Origin of the sequence: Enterococcus italicus DSM 15952 (assembly GCF_000185365.1) — a bacterium.
Lineage (GTDB): Bacteria > Bacillota > Bacilli > Lactobacillales > Enterococcaceae > Enterococcus_G > Enterococcus_G italicus.
In genome coordinates this window covers 1,763,095-1,787,708 of sequence record NZ_GL622241.1, presented here as the reverse complement: position 1 = coordinate 1,787,708, position 24,614 = coordinate 1,763,095, and the positions used below count along the sequence as shown (strand labels likewise).

Sequence of the window (24,614 nt, the reverse complement as noted above, 5' to 3'; positions counted from 1 at the left end):
AACACAACTTCTGGATTTTTTGGCCTTTTTTCTACTTTTTGTTATACGCGGGTAGTCAAACAAGAGCTAAATTTTGACCATCTGTGGCAAGCGTGCTACGGTTAAAGAAGTAAAGCGAGGAGGATTGAAAGTGAAGACGTACGATAAATTTTTTTATGATGGCAAATGGCAAACCGCACATGCCCAAAAGTATGCAGAAGTGTTTAATCCGACGACGGAAGAAGTCATTGCAAAAGTGATTCAAGCCGACCATGCAGATATTGATCAGGCTGTGGCGTCTGCCAAAAAAGCATTTCCTGCCTGGAACGCATTGAAACCAAGTGAACGAGCAGAGTATGTGAAAAAGTTATTGGCACGGCTAGAAGCACGGAAACAAGAAGTTGCCGACACAATTATTGCCGAGTTGGGCGCGAGTCGGACATTTGTGGAAAATGGGCAAGTACCGATGTCTATCAAAGAAATGTCTGGGTTTTTAGAAGAATTCGAGCAGTATGCATTTGAAGAAGAAGTAGACAATGCACTAGTTCTGAAAGAAGGGTATGGCGTAGTGGCTTGTATCACGCCATGGAACTATCCATTTAACCAAATTCAACGCAAGCTAACACCGGCTTTATTAACGGGTAATACGGTTGTTGTGAAGCCAGCAAGCGACACCCCATTAACAGCATTGTTGTATGCGGAATTGATCGAAGAGGCTGGCTTACCGGCAGGTGTTGCCAATATTATTACTGGCAGTGGTGGCGATGCGGGTCAATACTTAGCCGATCATGAAGATGTGGCGCTTGTGTCGTTTACTGGGTCAACAGAGGTCGGTAAGACGTTAGCGAAGGGCGCTGCTGACACAGTGAAAAAAACAGTGCTCGAACTTGGCGGAAAATCGGCTCTGATCTATCTAGAGGGTGGCGATTGTTCCGTAGCTGTCAAAGCTGCAGCGAGTACCGTATTAGATAATCAAGGTCAGACTTGTTCGGCATTGACGCGCTTATTGGTCCCAGAAAGTGAATTGCCAAAAGTCGAAGCTGAATTAAAGAGCTACTATGATCAGGTGGTTGTCGGTGATCCTGCCGACAAAGAAACTCGGGTCGGACCAATGGTATCAAAAAATCAATTAGACACAGTGCTGGACTATATCGAGATAGGCAAAAATGAAGGAGCCAAGGTCTTGATTGGTGGGGAAGCTTTGTCTAGAAAAGGCTATTATGTCCAGCCGACAGTCTTTACAGAAGTGACCAATGACATGCGCATCGCCCAAGAAGAAATCTTTGGACCAGTGTTGGTGGTAATCACCTATCAGACTGTCGAAGAAGCCATCGCGATTGCTAATGACTCAATCTATGGTCTAGCTGGTGGGGTTGTTGGACCCGAAGAAGAGGCTGTGAGCGTAGCAAGACAATTACGCACAGGCAATGTCTTAATCAATGGAGCCTCTCGTGGACCAAAAGTTCCATTCGGAGGCTACAAGCAATCAGGTATTGGTCGTGAGAATGGTCGATATGGTTTGGATGATTATGTTGAAATAAAAGCCATCGTGCGCTAATCAAAAGGTCGAGAACTTAGTAGAACAAGATACTAGGCTGTCGGCCTTTTTCTATGCAAATGGCGAGATCGTTAGTAGGATTCTAACACTACTTTTCCAATCATTTTGCCACTTTCTACTTTTTGGTGTGCCGCTCTCATCGTCTTTGCTGAAATGGGACGAAGGGTTTCCGTTAAAGTCGATCGTATGGCACCTTGGTCCAATAATTGGCTGATAGTTTTCAAAATTTCGTGTTGCGAATAGAGGTCCTTTGTTTGGTACATGGCTTTTGTAAACATGAACTCCCAGACAAAAGTAGCACTTTTGCTTTTTAATTTGCCGAGTTCAAGAGGATGTTCGTTTTCTACGATGGAACAGATTTTACCTTGCGGAGCAATCAACTCGGCCATCGCATCCCAATAAGCATCGGTATTGTTTAAGCAAAGGATGTAGTCCACGTAGTCATAACCTTGAGCATGTAGCTGTGGAGTCAGGGGTTGGTGGTGATTCAAGACGATCGCTGTCCCATGTTCTTTGGTCCAAGTGACTGTCTCTGACCGAGAGGCGGTGCCGATCACGGTGAGGCCGGCATGATTGGCTAATTGTGTCGCAATCGAGCCGACACCGCCACTTGCAGCAATAATCAAAATTGTTTTACCCGAATTTGGCTCTATCGCTAATCGCTCAAACAATGCTTCATACGCAGTGAGTGATGTCAAAGGCATCGCAGCAGCTTCGGCGAATGTCAGCTGGCTTGGCTTTTTTGCTACAAGCCGTTCATCTACTAGCTGAAAGTGACTATTGCTTCCAGGTCGGGTGACATCACCGGCGTAGAAAACTTCATCTCCTTGGGAAAAGAGCGTACAGTCTGGACCGACTGCTTTGACAACACCAGCTGCGTCAAAGCCGAGAATTCTTGGTTCTAAATTTTGGGGTTCGAGTGTTCGTTGTTTTGTGTCTACTGGATTGACCGAGACAGCTTTTACCTCAATGAGTAAATCACGTCCGCTAACATTTGGGATAGGTAATGTAAGATCCAAGAAGCTATCGGGATTCTCTAAAGGCAATGCGTGGTAATATCCAACTGCTTTCATCAATTCTGTCATGTTATTCACCAACCTCTCATAGGATAAGCTCAGTATACCAATAAAAGGGAAGACAGTCTGGTTGCGACAATTATTATGTTTTTGTAAAGATTTTCGTGCCTTAACAATTTAAGTGAAACCCAAAAAAATCTTCACAATTTATTCATATTTACATGATAGTATTTATTCATACCAACAAAGTCTTATTTTAAGACAACCCTAACACTTTTTCATTTTTACTCCTGCCTATCGGTCCCCCAAACCGGTAGGCTCTTTTTTTATCTTTCAAATTGAAAGATGAAACGTATTTGAAAATAATGTATAATGGAAGCGTTAGGTTATTCGGAAAGAAAAAACGAGGTGAACCTTAGTGAAAAAAATATTAGTTGTCGATGATGAAAAACCAATCTCGGATATTGTCAAATTTAATCTAAGTAAAGAAGGTTACGAAGTTTTCACGGCTTATGATGGTGAAGAAGCATTGGAAAAAGTTCGTGAAGTGGAACCGGATTTGATTTTACTAGATTTGATGCTACCGAAGATGGACGGACTAGAAGTAGCACGGGAAGTACGGAAGACCTTTGATATGCCGATTATTATGGTAACGGCCAAAGATTCTGAAATTGATAAAGTGCTAGGTCTGGAGCTAGGTGCGGATGATTATGTGACCAAGCCTTTCTCAAATCGTGAGCTTGTTGCCCGTGTAAAAGCGAATTTACGCCGTGGTTCTTCGGCAGCCAAAGAGGCGGAGGAGCAGACCAATTCGGAGCTATCGATTGGTGACTTAACGATTCATCCGGATGCGTATATGGTGACCAAGCACAATGAAGCCATCGAGTTGACCCATCGCGAATTTGAATTGTTGCACTACTTAGCCAAACATATCGGTCAAGTCATGACACGTGAGCATTTGTTGCAGACTGTCTGGGGATATGATTACTTTGGCGATGTACGGACGGTCGATGTGACGGTGCGCAGATTGCGTGAGAAGATCGAAGACAATCCAAGCCATCCTAATTATCTAGCAACTCGTCGTGGAGTAGGCTATTACCTTCGTAACCCAGAACAGGAGTAAAGACTTATATGAAAACGAAAGTTCGCTTCGTTCAATCAGTGAACTTTAAAATCGCCCTGACATTTATCTTGATTTTGCTTTTATCAATCGAGATTATCGGGGCGTATTTTATTCGGGGATTAGAACGATCAACCATCAATAATTTTATAACGGATATGAATACGAAAGCATCCAATGTGGCGTATATGGTCAGTTCTGAATTAAGCAATCAAGACGACACGGATACCACGACCACGAATGCCTCCATCCAGCGTTTTTTAGAAAATGATAACAACTCAGAAATTATTGAAATGCGAGTCGTGGATGAAAAGGGAATCGTGCGCGCGACGACGAATGTCAATGATCAAAGCGCTATTGGTAAGCGTAATGATTATCGTGATATGGATGATTTTACAGTCAAAAGTTTTGTCACAGTGGACTCGACGACTGGGAATCGTGTGCAAATTAATGTCCAACCCATCCAGTCTCCCACCGGTGATGCGGTAATTGGTGCGTTGTATATTAAAAGCAATCTTGAAAAGGAATATGCTCAAATTAATGATATCGCCGTGATTTTTATTTCGGCGTCGTTGATTGCAGCGTTTATCTCGATGGTTATTGCCTTGTTTGTAGCACGCTCGATTACCCAGCCGATTGGTGAGATGCGTCAGCAAGCCTTACGCATCGCGCGGGGCGATTATTCAGGGAAAGTCGCGATTCATGCCCAAGATGAATTAGGACAGTTGGCTGATACATTTAATCAGTTAGCAGAGCAGATTGAGGAGACACAAGAAGCCATTGAGTCCGAGCGGAACCGACTAAATAGTGTCCTTTCGCATATGACCGATGGCGTTATCGCGACCGATCGTCGAGGGAAAGTCATTACAATTAATGAAATGGCACTTTCTTTATTAGATAAAAAAAATGAAGAAGAAGCAATAGGCCAGTCAATTTTGGACTTGTTAGAGATTGGGGAGGAGTATACGTTACGGACATTGCTAGAAAGTTCAAATGAAATGTTACTGCATCGTTCCTCCAGTGAGGTCGAGAGCGGCCAGTTAATTTTAAGAGTCGATTTTTCGATGATTCGCCGTGATTCAGGGTTTATTTCTGGGATTGTTGCCGTGATTCATGATGTTACTGAGCAGGAAAAGACGGAAAAAGAACGGCGTGACTTCGTATCCAATGTCTCTCATGAGCTACGGACACCGTTGACAAGTATGCATAGTTATTTAGAAGCATTGAGTGATGGTGCATGGCGCGATGAAGAAATCGCACCAGATTTCTTGAAAGTAACCTTGGATGAAACAGATCGGATGATTCGCATGATTAATGATTTACTGAATCTTTCACGTATGGACGGTGGCAATGCGCAATTACAAAAAGAGTATGTCAACTTTAATGAACTCGTCCACTTCGTACTGAATCGCTTTGATATGATGGTTACAGGTAAAGAAAAACGATACGTCATTCGTCGTGACTTCACCCAACGAGATCTATGGGTAGAAGTAGATGCCGATCGCATGATTCAAGTGATTGATAATATTATGAACAATGCAATCAAATACTCCCCAGATGGTGGGGTCATCACTGTCTCTTTATCCGAAACACACAATCATATTTTATTAAGTATTCGGGACCAAGGGATGGGGATCCCTAAAGTCGATTTAGCTAAAATTTTTACTCGTTTTTACCGAGTAGATAAAGCTCGCGCACGCAAGCAAGGTGGCACGGGATTAGGACTAGCTATTTCAAGAGAAGTCATCAAAGCACACAAAGGATCAATCTGGGCAGAAAGTAAAGAAAATTACGGGTCAACTTTTTATATTAGCTTGCCGTATGAACCATATGAGGAGGACTGGTGGGAATGAGATGGAAACGGATGGCGCTTCGTTTAGGGTTAATTGCGATGATCGTGCTCAGTTTTTATTTGTCTTATTTAATCTGGCTGAATCCGAGCAATAAAACAGGACTGGATACCACCCAAAGCGGCGATACTACCACAGAAAAAGAAGTTAGCTCAAGAAGTATGGCAGATGTTTTCTTGCCTTTAAAATTAGTCAGTGTTACGAAAGGCAACGCACAGGAGACTAGTTCAGAAGTCGTGATAAAAAAAGTACTTAAAAAAATTGAAGAAACAAAAATGTCAAATCCAAAATTGATGGAATACACTACGGATGCTGAATTTGAGGCAAATCATCAACTAACAGATGGGCTCGAATTAACTTTAATGAACGAAATGTCTCTTGCTGAATGTATTGAGCTTTTGAATTTACGACTTACCTTAAATCAATCATTAACAGACAAAGACCTGACCTTTGATCATGCACAAATTGATTATAAAACAGCAACATTTCGTTTCTTGAACTCAAAGAAGCACTATATAGTAACCGTGGCTTTTGATGGTGACTTTGATAAAATCAAATCCTTATTAGCAGAAAATGAGGCGAGTTGGTACAGTGTTGTACTCGATTCTTCTTTGATTAGCAGTCAATATGTTACCAATAAGCCCATTGAATTAAAACTGTATAGCTACATTTCTTCTGTACAATCGTTTACATTGTTTCGCGATAGCTTCTTTACGAATCCTTCTAATGCAAAAAGTAGTGATGATAGTTCAGACTTAATGATTGTCGATCAATCCGAGATTATGACCGTGCAAATACAAGACAGTCTTGTCGAATTTCGTGATACCAATATTACGAATATCGACGATAATTTGTATAAGGCAAGCTACCAATACATTCGCTATCTCGGAACGAATTACGGGAACTTACGCTTTATGAATCGCAATGGCAACACGATTGATTATCGGGTATTTGTGGAGGGATATCCTGTCTTTAGTACCAATAAAGAGGGGTTAGTAACGACTTCATTTTCGAAAAATCGGCAATCGGACTCGTGGTCTGTCAGTATCGATGCCAATATGAATACAATCCAAGTACCAATCCCGTCCGATCAAACAGTTCAAATACCTGCTAGTCAAACGGTACTAGAAGAGTTGAAAAGTCAAGGTGCTGATCTGACAAAACTCACAGCCCTTATTATTGGATACAAATGGAATGATATTAAAGATACAGGTGTCGTTGATTTGGTTCCTACTTGGTATGTCAATTACGATAATCACTGGCAAGAGTCGGATACTTTGCTGAAGCAATTTGAAGAAAGTGAGGACGACTAAAATGGGATTTAAGCGCATTGAATGGATTTTTTTCATCGCTTTTTTAGGCGTAAATATCTTTCTAATTAATATCTATATTGGTTCAAGAAACGATCAAAGCATTATCACAACTTCCAGTCAAAAAATCGCTATCGAGCAACGATTAGAAAATGATGACATTACCTATGATGGGACGCTTTCGAGTGTATCAGAGACAGGCTATTATCTCTCGGGTACGGCAACGACCATGCAGTCACTCTATAATGAAAATGCGACCGATAATAAAAAATTACTAAATGATGGCACGACGACTTTCGATGGAACAAAGTTGACGCATACATTATCTGAGCATTTTCTCGTAAAAGATAAAGAGCAATTGGCTAAAGCAAGCCAAACTTATTGGAAAAAAAGGGTAATGAATGGTTCAGATTATACGTATCAAGTTCATTTTTCGACAATTGGTGAGAATCAAGTGGAGTTAACTGCCACGCAATCGTATGAAGGAATTCCAATCAACGATTCGTCCAGTCAGCTAGTCTTTTCGTTTGCTAGTGAGAATGGCCAATATGTGAACAAAAACTACACACAGACATATGTCGCCAATTTAACACCTTTACGAGAAAAAATGACGCTTTATTCTGAAAAAGATGCCATTAATACGTTATATATCAATAATCGGATTGCCAAAAAAGCGACGATTGAATGGATTCAATTAGCCTATACCTTGATATTGAATGTTCGCGGACAAAATGTGTATGTACCGGCGTGGTTCGTTTCTATTGAAAAGGCGGATAAATCAACGCAAACAGAAATCGTTAACGCCTTTAGTAATCGTATCATCACAAATGCTTCTGTTCGGAAAGTAGAAAATTATTAAGCAATGGAGTATACTCGAACAAGAAAATCAATAGAAGGAGTTTTCAAAGAATGATGAAGCAAAACGCTTTTCAAGTGAGTATTTTGGCTAGTGGAAGCACAGGAAACTCTTTGTATATCGAGAGTGAAAAAAAGAAAATTTTAATCGATGCTGGACTAAGTGGCAAAAAAATCACATCATTGATGCAAGAAGTCGGCAAAACGCCAGCTGAATTGGATGCGATTTTTGTCACGCATGAGCATCGTGATCATATCCATGGTGTAGGGGTATTAGCGCGCAAGTATCATTTGCCAATCTATGCGAACGAGAAGACATGGGAAGCCATGGCGCCACTAATCGGTAATGTACCAGTTGAGCAAAAGTTTATTTTTGATATGGGCGCTACATTGACGTTTGGTGATTTAGATATTGAAAGCTTTGGCGTATCACATGACGCAGCAGCACCACAATTTTATAAATTTAACAAAGATGGCAAGTCCTTTGTTATGCTTACGGATACTGGGTATTGTAGCGACCATGTTCGAGGGGTTATTCGCAATGCAAATGCCTATTTGATGGAGAGCAATCATGATTTACAAATGCTTAGAATGGGTGGCTATCCTTGGCCATTAAAGCAAAGAATTTTAGGTGATAAAGGTCATTTATCAAATGAAGACGGCGCCTTGGTCATGAATGATATTTTAGGAGATGCGACTAAGCGCATTTACTTAGGACACCTCAGCCGTGAAAACAATCTGAAAGAATTGGCACACCTTACAATGGAAAACACCTTAAAAGAGTACGATAGAGGTGTTGGTGAAGCTTTTCAAATCTACGACACCGACCCTGATAAAGCAACCCACTTATTCGCTATCTAATTAAGGTTGTGACAAAAGCGATTAGATCTGAGCAATAAGTTCGGAAATTTCAAAAATTGCATGTCAATTTTGGGGATTTTTGACTTATTGTGCAGAGATCTGCATAAAAGCGAGATAGAAGCAACTATAAGCAAAAAAGCCACCAATCCAGAAGTTATTTCTCAAACTTTTGGATTGGTGGCTTTTTTTGTTTGTATATGAACCATTTTGCCTTAGATTAGGTCATAAATAACGATACGACAACGACTAAAGTATTCATCCCAACATGACTAATAATCGAGGTCCAAATGCGTCCGGTTTTTATATAAAGCATACTAAATACAAGGCCCAAAGCAGTGTATAGTAAGATATGACCGTCATCATGAATTATCGCAAAGACTAAACTACTGACAATCACCGCAAACCATAAAGGTATTTTCGTTTCTAACAGACCAATCAGCGCCCGCCGAAAGACAAATTCTTCTAAAATCGGACCGCCTACTGATACGGCTAGAATAAACAAATAGTTGCTTTTAATAAAAGACAAAATAGTATTCGTATTTTGAGAACTGCTTGCTTCTCCTAATACGCTCACTTCAATTTGGCTGGCAATATTTTGTACAAAAATAGCTAAGAAGATTCCTGCTACCCCCCAAATGATGATCGTTTTCCAAGGTTTTGGTTTGGATTCAAACGTGAGTGTCGTCTGACTGATGTGATACAGCCAAGCGAGCAAAAGAGCGCCGCCTAAATAAAAAACAATCGTAGCCCATAATGCAGAAGTGATAGTGGGAAACAGCGCTGGTGCGAAATAGCAAATAACATAGATGATAATGGTCAATAGACCGTATTTTCGTATGGTCAAAAAAACTCCCCCTTTTAAGTTTAGTATAATGATTACTAGTTAAGATACAATCATTGTTTTTTCTCCGTGGAAAAAGTTTAAGAAAAAAAGGGAAAATACTTGCATAACATTAGAAAAATGAGTAATATTAATTTTGTAAGTTAGCACTCTAAAGATAAGAGTGCTAACAATAAAAAAACTATTAATTTTGGAGGGATAGACCGTGTTAAAACCATTAGGTGATCGAGTACTGATCGAAGTATCAAAAGAAGAAGAAAAAACTGCCGGAGGATTTGTCTTGGCTTCTGCTGCGAAAGAAAAACCACAAACAGGGGTTGTTGTTGCAGTAGGTGAAGGTCGCGTATTAGATAATGGCGAAACTGCACCTGTTCCAGTGAAGGTGGGCGACACCGTATTATTTGAAAAATACGCAGGCTCCGAAGTGAAATATGAAGGTACTGAATACATGATTTTTGCTGCGAAAGATATCGTAGCAATCGTTGAATAATATAAACTACTACTAATGAGGTGAAATGAAAATGGCAAAAGATATTAAATTTGCAGAAGATGCACGTGCAGCAATGCTCCGTGGTGTAGATAAATTAGCGGATACAGTAAAAGTAACATTAGGCCCTAAAGGACGTAATGTCGTATTAGAAAAAGGATTTGGCTCGCCATTAATTACTAATGATGGTGTTACAATTGCCAAAGACATCGAATTAGAAGATCATTTTGAAAATATGGGTGCAAAATTAGTTTCAGAAGTTGCATCAAAAACAAATGATATTGCTGGTGATGGTACAACAACTGCCACTGTCTTAACACAAGCAATCGTTCGCGAAGGCTTAAAAAATGTGACAGCTGGTGCGAACCCGCTAGGCATTCGTCGTGGTATCGAATTAGCAACAAAAACAGCTGTAGAGCAATTGCACGCAATCTCATCTATCGTGAATACGAAAGAAGCTATCGCGCAAGTAGCAGCTGTCTCATCAGGTAGCGAACAAGTCGGTAGATATATTGCTGATGCGATGGAAAAAGTCGGCAACGATGGCGTCATTACTATTGAAGAATCAAAAGGAATCGAAACAGAATTAGATGTCGTTGAAGGGATGCAATTTGACCGTGGTTACCTATCTCAATACATGGTGACTGATAACGACAAGATGGAAGCTGTCCTTGATAATCCTTATGTATTGATTACAGATAAAAAAATCTCAAACATTCAAGACGTGTTACCATTATTAGAACAAATCTTACAACAAAGCAAACCTTTATTAATCATTGCTGATGATGTAGACGGTGAAGCATTGCCAACTCTTGTCCTAAATAAAATTCGTGGAACATTTAATGTTGTTGCGGTAAAAGCACCGGGATTTGGTGATCGTCGTAAAGCAATGTTAGAAGATATTGCTATCTTAACAGGTGGTACTGTCATTACTGAAGACTTAGGTCTTGAATTAAAAGACGCAACAATCGAAATGTTAGGTCGTGCTAGCAAAGTTGTTGTCGATAAAGACAACACAACGATTGTTGAAGGGGCTGGCGACAAAGATGCGATTGATGCACGTGTTCAAACAATTCGCAAACAAATTGAAGACACAACATCTGATTTTGACCGTGAAAAATTACAAGAACGTCTAGCGAAATTAGCTGGTGGAGTGGCTGTAATTAAAGTCGGTGCTGCGACTGAAACAGAATTAAAAGAATTAAAACTTCGCATTGAAGATGCTTTAAATGCTACTCGTGCTGCCGTAGAAGAAGGTATGGTTTCTGGTGGTGGTACAGCATTAGTCAATGTTATTGAAAAAGTTGCCGCTGTTGAAGCAGAAGGCGACGTAGCGACAGGGGTACGAATCGTTGTTCGTGCACTTGAAGAACCAGTTCGTCAAATCGCTGAAAATGCCGGCTACGAAGGTTCAGTGATCATTGACAAATTAAAACGTTCTGAACTTGGTATTGGGTTTAATGCTGCGACAGGTGAATGGGTAAATATGCTTGAAGCTGGGATCGTTGACCCAACTAAAGTGACTCGTTCTGCATTACAAAATGCTGCGTCAGTTGCTGCATTATTATTAACGACTGAAGCAGTTGTCGCTGACAAGCCAGAACCTGCAAAACCTGCTGCACCAGCAATGGATCCATCAATGATGGGCGGCATGATGTAGGAAAGATGATGAAAGAATCCCTCTCGAGGGGTTTCTTTTTTTTTCTATTTTCTATCGCTATACTTTTCTTTCAGGTAAAATAATAGATATGGAATTGACTGAACGGGTACAGGACATGACAAAAAAATTCATTTCCATTGCTTTTACTAGTAGCACTATTTTTTGTAGGGGCCTATTTCATTATGACTGGGAGCCAGTCGTGATTGACAGGCAAGTGGGAATCTCAAGATGACTATCAAACAACGATGACTCTTACGAAAACGAATGATACATTGACCTATCAAGTAGATGATCAAAAACGTACGCTAACGCAAGTCAATCAAGGAGCAAAAGATACATCGGTCTATAAAGACAGTAGTGGTGCGACGTACAAATTCATAAAAAAAAACGAAGCAAGAACTGTATTTTGTTTTTACTGCCAAAGAGGGACTAGTAGGAAAACGAATCGTATCGTCTATAAAAAAGTAGCTGAATCCAAGTAAAAGGAATTGTTTCCCGATTTATCGGCTAGTCTGATATAATGTAGGGAAAGAAAATGATAGAGGAGTTAAGGTCATGCAGAAAATATATGCAGATGATAGTTTCACACTACATACAGATTTGTATCAGATTAACATGATGCAAACGTATTGGGAGCTGGGGAGAGCAGATAAGCATGCCGTCTTTGAATGTTACTTTAGAGAAATGCCTTTCAAACATGGCTATGCTATTTTTGCTGGATTGGAACGTTTGGTAGATTATTTGAATAATTTACGATTTACTGAGACGGATATTGCTTATCTTCGCGAAGTTGGTGGGTACCAAGAAGGATTTTTATCTTATCTAAAAGAATTTCGATTTGCGTGTGATGTTCGTTCGACATTGGAAGGTGACTTGGTATTTAGCAATGAGCCAATCATTCAAGTCGAAGGACCCATTGCCCATGCTCAATTGATCGAAACAGCCCTACTAAACATTGTCAATTTCCAAACGTTGATTGCGACGAAAGCAGCGAGAATCAAATCAGTTATCGGAAAAGACCCATTACTAGAATTTGGTTCACGACGGGCGCAAGAATTCGATGCAGCCATCTGGGGAACGAGAGCCGCTTATATAGGTGGAGCAGATGCGACGAGTAATGTTCGAGCTGGAAAAATTTTTGGTATTCCAGCCAGTGGAACGCATGCACATTCACTCGTGCAGTCTTATGGCAATGATTACGATGCCTTTATTGCTTATGCAAAAACACACAAAGACTGTGTTTTCTTAGTTGATACTTATGATACACTTAAATCAGGTGTCCCTAATGCCATTCGCGTAGCTCGTGAAATGGGTGATCAGATTCGCTTTTTAGGTGTTCGGATTGATAGTGGTGATATGGCCTACATTTCAAAAAAAGTTCGTGAGCAATTGGATGAAGCTGGCTTTACTGAGGCTAAAATTTATGCATCGAATGATTTGGACGAGAACACAATTCTAAGTCTAAAAATGCAAAAGGCAAAAATTGATGTCTGGGGCGTCGGTACGAAATTAATTACCGCTTACGATCAACCTGCCTTAGGTGCAGTATACAAATTGGTTTCTATTGAAAATGATAGTGGCGAAATGATTGATACGATTAAGCTATCAAGCAATGCTGAAAAAGTATCCACACCAGGGAAAAAACAAGTGTGGCGCATCACTAGAAAATCAAATGGTAAATCAGAAGGTGATTATGTGACGTTATGGGATGAGGATCCTCGCGAAGAAGAGGAGATTTTTATGTTCCATCCTGTGCATACATACATCAATAAGACCGTACGTGATTTCCATGCACGCCCTATCTTGCAAGATATTTATCAAAGAGGTGAACTCACCTATACGCTACCGAAGCTTGATGAAATCAAACAATTCTCACAAGAACGATTAGATTCATTATGGGATGAATACAAGCGTGATTTAAATCCGCAGCCCTACCCAGTCGACTTGTCGACTGATTGCTGGAATCATAAAATGAAGATTATGGCGGAAGTTCGCGACTACGTAAAAGACTTAGCGACAGAATAAGGAGGCAGTCATATGACATTGCAACAAGAAATTATTCAGGAATTAGGCGTAAAACCAACCATTGATGCACAGGAAGAGATTCGTAAAAGTATTGATTTCCTAAAAAGCTATATGGGGAAATTTCCATTTTTACAAACCTATGTATTAGGTATTAGTGGCGGACAGGATTCTTCACTAGCTGGCCGCTTGACTCAATTGGCGATGGAAGAATTACGAAATGAAACAGGAAATCCAAACTACCAATTTGTAGCAGTTCGTCTACCGTATGGAGAGCAAGCTGATGAAGCTGATGCTCAAAAAGCTTTGACATTTATAAAACCAGATGTAGCTCTGCGTGTAAATATAAAAAAAGCTGTCGATGCTCAAGTAGCGGCGATTGAGGAAAGCGGCATCGGTATTGGGGATTTTAATAAGGGGAATATGAAAGCTCGTCAGCGAATGATCACCCAATATGCCATTGCAAGTGAGAAAAAAGGTGCTGTAATTGGTACGGATCACGCGGCTGAAAATATTACCGGCTTCTTCACAAAATTTGGGGATGGTGGTGCGGATATTCTTCCTATCTTCCGTCTGAACAAACGACAAGGCAAACAACTATTGCAAGCGCTCGGTGCTCCTGCTGAAATTTATAACAAAGTGCCGACTGCCGATTTAGAAGATGGTCGTCCACTGATTGCTGATGAAGTGGCTCTAGGTGTGACCTATGATGATATTGATGATTATTTAGAAGGCAAAGAAGTATCAGCTGCTGCAAAAGAAACCATCGAAAATTGGTGGGTAAAAACACAACACAAACGCCATTTACCAATTACAATTTTTGATGATTTTTGGAAATAATAACCAATGAATTAATTGGCAATCTATCGCCCGAAAAGCTGGCATGATACGATTTCTCGGGTGATGGATGGTCTTTTATAGACTATTTTATGAACTTAGTAAAAATGAAAAGGGTTTTGTTTGCAACTCTATTATGAATATCATATAATAAATTTACAGAAGTTTTGGGGAAGACTCTGTTAACAATGTCGAGAGGAAAACAGAAATGTTTCCTCTTTTTTGTATATAAAAATAGAATGGAGAATTGTCCCATGTCCAAACGCATCAAAGGACTGTATTTTTTAGGAATGCTCTGGAGTATGATCCTTCCCTTTCTTAGTAATCTTTATTTGCAGTGGTGTCAAAACAACTTGTCATTTGCTACAGCTATTCAATTTGCCTTTTCATGGCATACGAGTAAATTCTTTTTAGGTGTGCTTGTTTTATGGGTTCTTTTTTTATTTATTTGGAGTATATTAGGCAAACTCAAGTATAGCAGTTTGTTTTTTGTGATTTCTATTGGTCTCATTGGTTTTGCAGACTATCAAAAAATGAGCTTACGCAGTGAACCACTGTATCCAGATGATCTGAAGATGGTGGTTCAATGGCAGATGCTACATGATATTGTTGGCACGCCAATTTTTATTCTTTGTGTAGTGATGATTTTCATTGGTTTGGGATTGCTTGTTTGGAGTATGTATTGTAGCCTGCGATTGCAAAAAAAAATGCAATTCGTGCGGGTGAGTACGTTGCTTATTTCAGGTGGCTTATTAGGATATGCGAGTAATTTTAACGATGATACGAATTTGCTGCGACAAGCATTTAACCAATCAGCGACTTGGGTTTCTTATTCGCAAGAGATGAATTATTACAATGTTGGCTTTATTGGCGGCTTTTTGTATAATTTTCACGTGGAAGCGATGGAGGAACCATCCGGCTATTCAGAAGAAGCCATCCAAAAAATTGTCGCAAAATATACAAAGCTAGCTTCAGAAAACAATCAAGAGACCGATACTGAGCAACCCAATATTATCTATATTCAAAGTGAGAGTTTTTCAGACCCTTCACGATTGATAGGTGTCGATGTCAGTGGGGATCCACTAAGTTCTTATAAAAAGCTCGCAAGTAAGTCGTTTAGTGGTCAAATGCTTTCACAAAACTACGGAGGTGGCACTGCCAATATTGAATTTGAAGCATTGACAAGTTTTTCGATGGAGCTTTTGACTAGTCAAATGACAACACCTTATACGATGCTCGTACCGAAGCTAAGCAATCTACCGTCACTGGTTTCATTTTTAAAGAAGCAAAACTATCAAACGACGGCCATCCATCCATACGCTACGTCGATGTATAAACGCACGGATGTCTACAGCGTTTTGGGATTTGATGACTTTTTAGATGAAGAGGATATTGAAGAGCCGACAAAAATTGAAAATAACCCATATATTTCCGATGAAGCAGTGTATAATCAGATAATCGACACGTTAGATACCAGTGAGCAGGCGCAATTTATTCATTTTGTTACGATGCAGACACATATGCCCTACGGAAATAAATACGATGAAACAGAGTATGCAGTTAGTGGCACAGGAAATTCCATCACTGCCAATGACTACGCGCAAGATATCGCTTATAGTAGTCAATCGTTGAGTGCATTTGTGAGTGAATTAGCGAAGCTAGATCGGCCTACGATTGTTGTCTTCTGGGGTGATCATTTACCTAGCATCTATTCAGATAGTACAAAAGCGGCGAATTCAGCGGTGACTCTTCATTTGACCGAGTACTTAATGTACAGTACTGCGCAAGATTGGTCGACAGATACAACGAATACATTGAGTCCATATTATTTTGCTCCGACTTTACTAAAGAAAGCGCAGCTGCCTATTTCCGGCTTTTATGAGCTATTGAGTCAGGTAGAGGCCTTTTTACCTGCATCAGAAAAAGGAAGAAGTTATTATCAAGGAACTTGGCAGCAATTAGCGGAACTAACAGAAGAAGAACAAGAAATATACCACGATTATGAGCTGATTCAATATGATCAATTACAAGGAAAGCAATACAGTACTTCTGCCTTTTTCCAAGTTGCACCTTAAAGCAAGTCTACCTAGCACAGTAAACAGCTGAGACGGAATTATTTAGCTACAAGCAAACAGTCCGAAAAATCCAGTATTTTTTCTCAAACTATTGGATTTTCCGGCTTTTTTTTGTTGTCAAGAGCTAAAAAATAGAAAAAAGCGATTGTTTCACACCTGAAAATGATAAAAAAAGAAAACGATAAAAAAACGAGTAAACTACGCCTTTTTTCAGTTTTCTTACGAAAGAGAGAAAGTTATTTTTTGTGAAACGAGCAACCTCAGTAACATTCATGTGGATAACTTAATTGCTCGAGAGTGAGGATAAAATTGAATAAATTTGTTCGATTTCATTAGGCAGGCCTCTCAGTTCAAAGTCTGCTAAAAAAGGGACTGAAAATTGTTCGGCATATTGTTTGGCAGTCAGACAATATTGCAAGTTGAAGTTTTTGTTGCCACTACCGATTATTCCAAGACAAAGCGTCGCATTATCTTTATAGGCGATATAATCGCGCATCGCCTCTGTCAGTATCTCCTGATCACCGTTATCGATGCCATTGCCACCTTCAAGATAAGTAGGGACGCAGACGACAAAGGGTTCTGATTCTTGACGAAGGACGCTATTGTCGGTAATTTCTTTTATTTGTATAATTGGATTGTCGATAGCTTCGTTATGTTTTTTTATGGAAAGCTCCTTCATGCGCTGGGCGAAGGATTTGGTATTTCCTGAGATTGAGATATAAAGTAGATTCATTACAGCCGCTCCTTTAGTTAAGTAGGTAAAATAGAAAAAGAAAAGAGGATATACACATGGTCATACGTAAAGCAACACCAAACGATCGTCCTGCTATAGCAAACTTACTGATGGTTATTTTCAAAGATATGGAGCTTGCGATGCTTCAAAAAGTTTCGGAAGAAGAGCTAGTGGATATGCTCGTACAAGCGATGGCAGAGCCAACTTATCGATACAACGAATCACGCGGTCTTGTGGAAGAAATCGATGGACAAGTAGCAGGTATCGCTTTTGGGTATCCTTCTGAGCAAGAAGCAATCATTGATCAAGCTTGGCTATCAGTCGCACAAAAGCATCTTACAGGTGATGTTCGTTTGTTTACTGATCCGGAAGGCTTTCCAAATGAGTGGTATATTGACTCAGTGTGTGTGCATCCTGACTTTCGCGGTCATGGAATCGGCACATCGTTGCTACAAGCTGTCCGTAAGACTGCCAAGCAAGCGGGTAAAGATAAGATGGGGCTGTGTTGTGACTTTGCCAATGTGCAAGCTAAGAAAATATATGAGCGCTTGGGGTTTGCAGTGGTAGGCGAGCAAGTGTTAAGCAATCATCCGTACTACCATATGCAAAAACCAATCGAATAACTTACGAAAAATCAGGCGTCGCATCTAAATCAATGTCGGTCTGCTTCTTTCGATTGTATAGCCAATAATCCATAATCGCCGCAATACAAATACAAATAGGTGCATCGGCAGCTTCGGGGATAGATAATACGTAATAATCACCAGTCACTAGCGTTGCCTTGTCCATCTCCATGACAACTTTATTAAAATGATGGATGGCATAACGATGATTGTATATATCACCAAAAACCATCCAGCGTAGTTGTTGGATATAGTAAAAGTCGCCGGGCCAATTGAAAATTTTTTTTAATGAACCGACTTTTTTAAAGCCGTTATACAGATCAAATTTGTGGCCAAAGATGACACTGGATTGCTTGATGCGAGCGACTAAATCGCCATTCATTTTGTATAGAGCAAGCACATCACCTTTGCCGCCCCATTTACCGACAAGTAAAAAAAGGGAAATGCCTTGTTCATCTTTTACGAGCGTACGGGTAACCGAACTAAGTTGTCGCTCTTGAATAAAATACTCTGGCATGTGACGCACTTCCTTCTAGCGTAGTGATCATTTCTAGTCATAGTTTACCACAAAAACTAGCTTGATTCAGTCGCCAAGAAGAAAATCGAATGAAGAAAAGAGGAGAATTATGACTGAATTTATACACAATAGTTGGCAAAAACTACTCGCTGAAGAGTTTCAAAAACCGTATTATCTTCAGCTCCATGAATTTCTAAAAAAAGAATACCAAGAACAAACAATCTATCCGTCAATGTATCACATCTATGAGGCGTTGCAACGCACTCCGTATGAAACTGTTAAAGTGGTAATTTTAGGTCAAGATCCATATCACGGGATAAACCAAGCACACGGGTTATCCTTTTCAGTACAAAAAGGGGTGACCATCCCACCATCACTTAAAAATATTTATAAAGAATTGCACGATGATATTGGTTGTCCAATCCCAACGAGTGGAGATTTATCCGAATGGGCTGACCAAGGCGTATTGCTTTTAAATACAGTATTAACTGTGCGAGCAGGTCAAGCCAACTCGCACAAAGGCAAGGGTTGGGAGCAATTAACAAATGCCATCATTCAAAAATTAAATCAGCGAGAAGAGCCGGTAATTTTTATTTTGTGGGGGAGTCAAGCGCAAAAGAAGAAGCAGCAAATCGATTGTTCAAAACACATAGTTATTGAATCCGTTCATCCGAGTCCATTATCGGCCTATCGTGGCTTCTTTGGCTCCCGTCCATTTTCCAAAGCGAATGATGCGTTACTTGCTCTAGGGAAACAGCCAATTGACTGGTCAGTGCATGAGTAATACACAATTTTAAGGTGTGTAGAATAGAAAATAGGAGATTTTTGTGATTTTCCGAACAGGAAAACAGTTTTTTTATAATACAGTGTAAAAAAACTGTTTTTTTTAGAATTGATAGTGTATGATGAAGATGTATGAATTGATAAAATTGGAGGGTTCTGTAATGGAATTGTTTGATAGTTTAAAATTTAAGATTGTGCGTCGTGGTATTAAAATCGCGTTCCCTGAAGCTACAGATACAAGAATTTTGAGTGCGGTTGCACGATTAAAAGGGGAAGAATTAGTTGAACCAGTACTAATCGGTAATCGTGGCGAAATTGAAAAAGCTGCGAAAACGCGTGGGATTTCAATCGAAAACTTGACAGTGTATGATCCAGATGACTGCGCACGTTGGGATGAAATTGTTGAAGCGTTTGTTGAACGACGTAACGGCAAAACAACCAAAGAACAAGCTGAAAAATTATTAAAAGACGAAAACTATTTTGGTACGATGCTGACTTACATGGGGATTACTGATGGATTAGTGTCAGGTGCCATTCACTCAACAGGTGACACAGTAAGACCAGCTCTACAAATCATCAAAACTAAACCAGGTATTAGCCGTACAAGTGGTGCATTCTTAATGATTCGCGGGAATGAACAAGAAAAATATTTATTCTCTGACTGTGCAATCAATGTTGCACCAACACCACAAGAATTAGCTGAAATCGCTGTTGCTTCTGCACATACTGCAAAAATGTTTGATATTGATCCAAAAGTCGCAATGTTAAGCTTCTCTTCAAAAGGTTCTGCTAAAGCACCTCAAGTTGATGCGACAGTTGAAGCAACGAGATTAGCTCAAGAATTAGCTCCTGAGCTTGATATCGATGGCGAATTGCAATTTGATGCGGCATATATCCAATCAGTTGCCCAATTAAAAGCACCAGACTCTAAAGTTGCTGGTAAAGCGAATGTTTTTGTTTTCCCTGACTTACAATCTGGAAACATTGGTTACAAAATTGCGCAACGTTTCGGTAACTTTGAAGCAATCGGACCAATCTTACAAGGCCTAAACAAACCAATTTCTGATTTGTCTCGTGGCTGTAACGAAGAAGATGTTTACAAATTAACAATTATTACTGCAGCTCAATCTTTATCAAACGAATAAGCAAGATTGACTAAGCTGAGATAGAACAGTAGAGTTATAAGCAAAAGCCCAGAAAATCCAAAAGTTGTTTTTCAACTCTTGGACTTTCTGGCTTTTTGTCGTAGTAACAAATTCTATGTCAGGCTACAACAGTCGTATTTTGAATTTCTTCAAAAAACAAGGTATACTGCTAAAAGAGAATCAAAATGGAGGAACATGATGTACGAAGCAAAAGATGAAGAAGCTACGAAGCAATTTGCTTTCTTATTAGGACAAGCTGCCAAAGCAGGTGATGTGGTTGTGCTAACAGGTGATTTGGGTGCAGGCAAGACGACGTTTAGCAAAGGGATAGCGGAGGGCTTAGGCATTACGCAAATGATTAAAAGTCCGACGTATACGATTATTCGCGAGTATACGCAAGGTCGGCTTCCTTTTTATCATATGGATGTCTATCGGATAACGACAGGCTATGATGACCTGGGCTTGGATGATTATTTTGAAGGAGATGGCTTGACTGTTGTCGAATGGGGAAATCAGCTAGGCAAATGGCTACCCGAGGACTATCTAGAAGTTATTATCAAAAAAGATCCTAATGATGTAGCGAAACGAATCATTGCACTGGCACCTCACGGAGAAAAAGGCTCTGCATTATCAGTCAAGCTTATGAAAGCTTGGTCAGAAAACTAAAAAAGATGAAGTCCAGCTTAGCGCAAATGGACTTCATCTTTTTTAAATACTTCGAACGAATTTTTTTAGTGGCGTGCGCCCAAATTCTTTTTCTTGAGCGAGTAAAATTTCCGCACAGGCGCGACTATCTTCTAATGCATCGTGGTGATTTAGTAGTGGGATATCTAAATACCCGCAAACGGTATTTAGACGATGATTCGGCAAGTTTTGATAAAATTTGCGACTTGTTCGCACCGTGTCTAGCGTTAAGTAATGGGGTTGTTCAAGATTGTAGTAGTCCAAACAGCCAGCCAATACACCATTATCAAACGGAGCATTGTGGGCAATAATCAAGCTGTATGGATTAAAGTACTGAGCGATGCTCTCCCAGACTTCTGGAAATTTAGGGGCCGTTTTGACATCTTGTGGCTTAATTCCATGAATTTGGATGTTACGCCAAAAGAAAGACGTTTCCGGCTGAATTAACGAATAATATTCGCCGACTATTTTACTATCACGTACCATGACGAGTGCCAAAGAACAAGCACTATGGCGTTGGTGGTTGGCAGTCTCAAAGTCCATTGCAATAAAATTCATGTGCTCACCCTAATGTGACTTGTAACTCTACTGGACAATGATCGCTGCCTAAAATATCCGCATGTATCGAAGCAGAAGTTAGGTGAGAGGTGAGGTCATTAGAGACGATAAAATAGTCAATGCGCCAACCAGCATTATTTTTACGTGCATTAAAGCGATAGCTCCACCAAGAATAAGCACCGGTCAACTCAGGGTAAAAATGGCGGAAAGTATCTGTATAGCCATGGTCGAGTAAGGCTGTGAATTTTGCGCGCTCTTCATTTGTGAAGCCGGCATTCTTTTGATTGGTTTTCCAATTTTTTAAGTCAATTTCTTGATGGGCAACATTTAAATCACCGCAGACAATCACTGGGCGGTCTTTTTTTAATTCATCGAGATAAGCGACAAAATCATCCTCCCATTCCATTCGATAGTCTAAGCGTTTCAATTCGTTTTGTGAATTTGGTGTATAGCAGGTGACTAAATAAAACTGCGGATATTCAAGTGTAATGACGCGCCCTTCTTGGTCATGTTCTTCCTTACCGATGCCATAAAAGACGTTATCAGCAGGTTCTTTGGCAAAGATGGCTGTACCAGAGTAGCCTTTTTTGACTGCGTAGTTCCAATATTGAGTATAGCCAGGTAAATCCATTTCAATTTGACCTGCTTGTAGTTTTGTTTCTTGTAAGCAAAAGAAATCTGCATCCAATTGCGTGAAGACATCCATAAAGTTTTTTTTCATAACAGCACGTAAGCCGTTGACATTCCAAGATATAAGTTTCAAAGTAACGCCTCCTTATTTACACTTTTTATTCTACTGAATGCTCGAAAAAAATCAAAGGAAAGTCCTCATTCTTAGGAAATACTTTTCGATAGTGGTCAGTAGGTATGAATCATGCTAAAATATATGAGATTGAAAAACCAAAGGAGACATCCAAGCATGTTAAATACTGAAATAAAAAATGAATTTCCGACTATGAACTTATTACTAGATGAACCATTAATGAATTATACGTACACAAAAACTGGCGGACCAGCCGATGTGCTTGCCTTTCCATCTTCGTCAAAAGAGGTCCAAGATATTGTTCGTTATTGCAAGGAACATCATCTTGACTGGATGGTATTGGGGAATGCGAGCAACCTTATCGTCAGAGATGGTGGTATCCGTGGCGTGGTCATTATGTTGACAGATCTGACGGCTTGTCAGATTGAGGGACAGTTTTTAACTGTCGAAGCGGGCACAAAATTAATCGACACGAGTCGTCAAGCATTGGCGGCCTCTCTATCGGGATTGGAATTTGCGTGTGGTATTCCCGGTAGCATCGGTGGAGCAGTCTATATGAACGCGGGTGCTTATGGGGGCGAGATCAAAGATTGCTTTTATTCATGTGAATTTTTGCAAGCAGATGGAACCGTAGTCACGCTTACGAATGAAGCGATGGCCTTTGCCTATCGCCATAGCGCTGTGCAAGAACGAAAAGGAATCGTCCTATCAGCGACCTTCCAATTACAGCCTGGTGATCAAGACGTAATGAAGGCGAAAATGGCAGAATTAACTGAGCTAAGAGAAGCAAAGCAGCCTTTAGAATACCCATCATGTGGGAGTGTCTTTAAGCGTCCAGAAGGTTATTTTACTGGTAAATTGATTCAAGATGCTGGTCTACAAGGTCTCATCTGGGGTGGTGCCCAAATCTCTGAGAAACATGCTGGGTTTATCGTGAACGTTAACCATGCGACTGCGACGGATTACATTGAATTGATTGCACATATTCAGCAAGTCATTGACGAGAAGTACGGTGTGCAGCTAGAAACAGAAGTCCGAATCATTGGCGTAGAAAAAAAATAAAAGAAATCCATCAAAGAACTAGGCGAAGTTGCCAATTCTTTGATGGATTTTTTTACTATAGTCCAGTTCGTTTGGTAAATTTTAATAAGACTGAGGCGACAGTAGCAGTGGCAATACCTGCTACGATGGCTTCAGGAATTCCTTGAGTTAGAATAATCGTATTAATGGCAAGATAGACCGCATTACCAGCTTTGCCGATTATTGAGGCATATTCTTTTTGGAAGAAAAAGTAAATGGCATTCATGACTAAGATGGTATTGGTCAGGCCACCAATTAATCCTGCGAGAAACAAGGTGACAGGCTGGTACTTTTCTTTTAAGAAGCGAGACAAGCCACGGAATACAAAGTAAGGAACAATCCCGATCAAGATCCGAGGGACAAATGCTACTAGCAATGCAAGTGGGCTGCCGTGTTCTGCTCCGATTGGTGCGATAAAGGGTGAAAACACAAAAGACATTGGCGTGACAATAATGGTGGAGCGAATCATACTAATGAGACCAAAACATCCGCCTAAAAACCCGCCAATCTTTGGGCCAAGGATGATGGAAGCGATAATGACGGGAATGTGCATGGTCGTTGCATTAATAGGTCCTAAGGGAATAAACCCTAAAAACGGCACAAATGAGAACAACAGCAAAATTGCCAAGAAAAATGCCGTGAGTACTAAGCGAAAAACACGAGTATTGTTTTTCATGAAAGGCACCTCCTTTTTTTATTGGGTCGATACGACCGCTTCAATCTCTTTTATAATCGTGTCGACAGTTGCTAGAGCACCTGGACCAAAATCGCCACAAGCCAATAATGCTTGGCGAGGTTCAATTTCTTGGTAGCCAATATCTTTAAGTTGTTGCAGATTTTTTTGCGTCAACGGGTGGAGATACATTTTCGTATTCATCGCCGGTGCGATTAGTTTTGGGGTCGATGGCTCTAATGCTAAGGCAATGGTCGTTAATAGGTCATCGGCTATACCATTTGCCAATTTGGCGATGATATTGGCTGTCGCTGGTGCAATGACAAATAGATCTGCTTGCTTTGCCAGTTCAATGTGATTGATGAATGCTGGGTTTTGCTCACTCATTACGTCAGTGTGAACTGCGCGTTTGGATAACGATTGTAGCGTTAGCGGTGTAATAAATGCTTGGCTATTTTGGGTCATCAAGACATCGACATCATAGCCTATTTTGGTTAATTCATTGGTTAAGTCAGCAGCCTTATAAGCTGAGATACTGCCACTGACACCGAGTAAAATCCGCGTTTTTCTCATAGTTTTGCTCC

The 24,614-nt window shown here is 40.2% G+C and carries 25 protein-coding genes; 17 read left to right on the top strand and 8 right to left on the bottom strand.

Going from position 1 to position 24,614, the window contains the following annotated elements:
- The first annotated feature begins 130 nt into the window (after positions 1-130).
- Complete coding sequence (locus HMPREF9088_RS08360) at positions 131-1,537, top strand: aldehyde dehydrogenase family protein (protein WP_040366873.1); 1,407 nt, start codon at positions 131-133, stop codon at positions 1,535-1,537.
- 71 nt (positions 1,538-1,608) lie between these two features.
- Here HMPREF9088_RS08360 and HMPREF9088_RS08355 read toward each other — a convergent pair whose 3' ends face one another.
- Entirely contained in the window at positions 1,609-2,622 is a 1,014-nt protein-coding gene (locus HMPREF9088_RS08355) for a zinc-binding alcohol dehydrogenase family protein (protein WP_007208772.1), read from the bottom strand.
- Positions 2,623-2,971: 349 nt separating this feature from the next.
- On the opposite strand from HMPREF9088_RS08355, the gene yycF reads away from it, so the two are divergent.
- Genes yycF through HMPREF9088_RS08330 form a run of 5 tightly spaced genes read left to right on the top strand, consistent with a single transcriptional unit; the run spans position 2,972 to position 8,549 of the window.
- The gene (yycF, locus tag HMPREF9088_RS08350) at positions 2,972-3,676 is read left to right on the top strand and encodes a response regulator YycF (protein WP_007208771.1); all 705 of its coding nucleotides are present in this window, start codon (positions 2,972-2,974) and stop codon (positions 3,674-3,676) included.
- 8 nt (positions 3,677-3,684) lie between these two features.
- Positions 3,685-5,526 (top strand): cell wall metabolism sensor histidine kinase WalK, encoded by a 1,842-nt coding sequence (gene walK, locus HMPREF9088_RS08345; RefSeq protein ID WP_007208770.1) that lies wholly within the window; start codon positions 3,685-3,687, stop codon positions 5,524-5,526.
- Positions 5,523-6,836 carry a YycH family regulatory protein gene (locus HMPREF9088_RS08340; RefSeq protein ID WP_007208769.1) on the top strand — a complete coding sequence of 438 codons (1,314 nt, stop codon included), beginning with the start codon at positions 5,523-5,525 and terminating at the stop codon, positions 6,834-6,836. The genes walK and HMPREF9088_RS08340 overlap by 4 nt, the downstream gene beginning before the upstream one ends.
- Position 6,837: 1 nt before the next feature.
- On the top strand, positions 6,838-7,692 hold the full coding sequence (locus HMPREF9088_RS08335) for a two-component system regulatory protein YycI (protein WP_007208768.1): 855 nt from the start codon (positions 6,838-6,840) through the stop codon (positions 7,690-7,692).
- Between the two features lie 50 nt (positions 7,693-7,742).
- Complete coding sequence (locus HMPREF9088_RS08330) at positions 7,743-8,549, top strand: MBL fold metallo-hydrolase (protein WP_007208767.1); 807 nt, start codon at positions 7,743-7,745, stop codon at positions 8,547-8,549.
- A 217-nt stretch (positions 8,550-8,766) separates the two neighbouring features.
- Here HMPREF9088_RS08330 and HMPREF9088_RS08325 read toward each other — a convergent pair whose 3' ends face one another.
- On the bottom strand, positions 8,767-9,393 hold the full coding sequence (locus HMPREF9088_RS08325; RefSeq protein ID WP_007208765.1) for a CPBP family intramembrane glutamic endopeptidase: 627 nt from the start codon (positions 9,391-9,393) through the stop codon (positions 8,767-8,769).
- Positions 9,394-9,595: 202 nt separating this feature from the next.
- Here HMPREF9088_RS08325 and groES point away from each other — a divergent pair, with 202 nt between their 5' ends.
- The 6 genes from groES (at position 9,596) to HMPREF9088_RS08295 (ending at position 16,471) form a co-directional block, all read left to right on the top strand.
- A complete protein-coding gene (gene groES, locus HMPREF9088_RS08320) occupies positions 9,596-9,880 on the top strand; it encodes a co-chaperone GroES (RefSeq protein WP_007208764.1) in 285 nt (94 codons plus the stop codon).
- 31 nt (positions 9,881-9,911) lie between these two features.
- Complete coding sequence (groL, locus tag HMPREF9088_RS08315) at positions 9,912-11,537, top strand: chaperonin GroEL (RefSeq protein WP_040366870.1); 1,626 nt, start codon at positions 9,912-9,914, stop codon at positions 11,535-11,537.
- Between the two features lie 203 nt (positions 11,538-11,740).
- Positions 11,741-12,019, top strand: a complete 279-nt coding sequence (locus tag HMPREF9088_RS08310; RefSeq protein WP_007208762.1) for a hypothetical protein — start codon at positions 11,741-11,743, stop codon at positions 12,017-12,019.
- A 73-nt stretch (positions 12,020-12,092) separates the two neighbouring features.
- The gene (locus HMPREF9088_RS08305) at positions 12,093-13,562 is read left to right on the top strand and encodes a nicotinate phosphoribosyltransferase (RefSeq protein WP_007208761.1); all 1,470 of its coding nucleotides are present in this window, start codon (positions 12,093-12,095) and stop codon (positions 13,560-13,562) included.
- Between the two features lie 12 nt (positions 13,563-13,574).
- Positions 13,575-14,399 (top strand): ammonia-dependent NAD(+) synthetase, encoded by an 825-nt coding sequence (nadE, locus tag HMPREF9088_RS08300; RefSeq protein ID WP_007208760.1) that lies wholly within the window; start codon positions 13,575-13,577, stop codon positions 14,397-14,399.
- Positions 14,400-14,650: 251 nt separating this feature from the next.
- Positions 14,651-16,471: an LTA synthase family protein gene (locus HMPREF9088_RS08295; protein WP_040366868.1), complete on the top strand. Its 1,821-nt coding sequence runs from the start codon at positions 14,651-14,653 to the stop codon at positions 16,469-16,471.
- Between the two features lie 283 nt (positions 16,472-16,754).
- On the opposite strand, the gene nrdI is transcribed toward HMPREF9088_RS08295, so the two are convergent.
- Positions 16,755-17,204 (bottom strand): class Ib ribonucleoside-diphosphate reductase assembly flavoprotein NrdI, encoded by a 450-nt coding sequence (gene nrdI / locus HMPREF9088_RS08290; RefSeq protein ID WP_007208757.1) that lies wholly within the window; start codon positions 17,202-17,204, stop codon positions 16,755-16,757.
- Positions 17,205-17,260: 56 nt separating this feature from the next.
- On the opposite strand from nrdI, the gene HMPREF9088_RS08285 reads away from it, so the two are divergent.
- On the top strand, positions 17,261-17,827 hold the full coding sequence (locus tag HMPREF9088_RS08285) for a GNAT family N-acetyltransferase (RefSeq protein ID WP_007208756.1): 567 nt from the start codon (positions 17,261-17,263) through the stop codon (positions 17,825-17,827).
- Between the two features lies 1 nt (position 17,828).
- Here HMPREF9088_RS08285 and HMPREF9088_RS08280 read toward each other — a convergent pair whose 3' ends face one another.
- Positions 17,829-18,344, bottom strand: coding sequence for an LURP-one-related/scramblase family protein (locus HMPREF9088_RS08280; RefSeq protein WP_007208755.1), 516 nt, complete (start codon positions 18,342-18,344; stop codon positions 17,829-17,831).
- 109 nt (positions 18,345-18,453) lie between these two features.
- Between HMPREF9088_RS08280 and HMPREF9088_RS08275 the strand changes: the two genes are divergently transcribed.
- From HMPREF9088_RS08275 to tsaE, 3 genes are all read left to right on the top strand, one after another.
- On the top strand, positions 18,454-19,128 hold the full coding sequence (locus HMPREF9088_RS08275; RefSeq protein WP_007208754.1) for a uracil-DNA glycosylase: 675 nt from the start codon (positions 18,454-18,456) through the stop codon (positions 19,126-19,128).
- Between the two features lie 160 nt (positions 19,129-19,288).
- Positions 19,289-20,272, top strand: a complete 984-nt coding sequence (gene pta, locus HMPREF9088_RS08270) for a phosphate acetyltransferase (protein WP_040366864.1) — start codon at positions 19,289-19,291, stop codon at positions 20,270-20,272.
- 198 nt (positions 20,273-20,470) lie between these two features.
- Positions 20,471-20,938: a tRNA (adenosine(37)-N6)-threonylcarbamoyltransferase complex ATPase subunit type 1 TsaE gene (gene tsaE, locus HMPREF9088_RS08265; protein WP_040366862.1), complete on the top strand. Its 468-nt coding sequence runs from the start codon at positions 20,471-20,473 to the stop codon at positions 20,936-20,938.
- Between the two features lie 42 nt (positions 20,939-20,980).
- Here tsaE and HMPREF9088_RS08260 read toward each other — a convergent pair whose 3' ends face one another.
- Entirely contained in the window at positions 20,981-21,514 is a 534-nt protein-coding gene (locus tag HMPREF9088_RS08260) for a 3'-5' exonuclease (RefSeq protein WP_007208751.1), read from the bottom strand.
- 4 nt (positions 21,515-21,518) lie between these two features.
- Positions 21,519-22,277 (bottom strand): exodeoxyribonuclease III, encoded by a 759-nt coding sequence (locus tag HMPREF9088_RS08255; protein WP_007208750.1) that lies wholly within the window; start codon positions 22,275-22,277, stop codon positions 21,519-21,521.
- A 156-nt stretch (positions 22,278-22,433) separates the two neighbouring features.
- Here HMPREF9088_RS08255 and murB point away from each other — a divergent pair, with 156 nt between their 5' ends.
- Complete coding sequence (gene murB / locus HMPREF9088_RS08250) at positions 22,434-23,339, top strand: UDP-N-acetylmuramate dehydrogenase (protein WP_040366860.1); 906 nt, start codon at positions 22,434-22,436, stop codon at positions 23,337-23,339.
- Between the two features lie 55 nt (positions 23,340-23,394).
- Here murB and HMPREF9088_RS08245 read toward each other — a convergent pair whose 3' ends face one another.
- On the bottom strand, positions 23,395-24,033 hold the full coding sequence (locus tag HMPREF9088_RS08245) for an ECF transporter S component (protein ID WP_007208748.1): 639 nt from the start codon (positions 24,031-24,033) through the stop codon (positions 23,395-23,397).
- An 18-nt stretch (positions 24,034-24,051) separates the two neighbouring features.
- Positions 24,052-24,603, bottom strand: coding sequence for a phosphopantothenoylcysteine decarboxylase (gene coaC / locus HMPREF9088_RS08240; RefSeq protein ID WP_007208747.1), 552 nt, complete (start codon positions 24,601-24,603; stop codon positions 24,052-24,054).
- Positions 24,604-24,614: the final 11 nt, after the last annotated feature.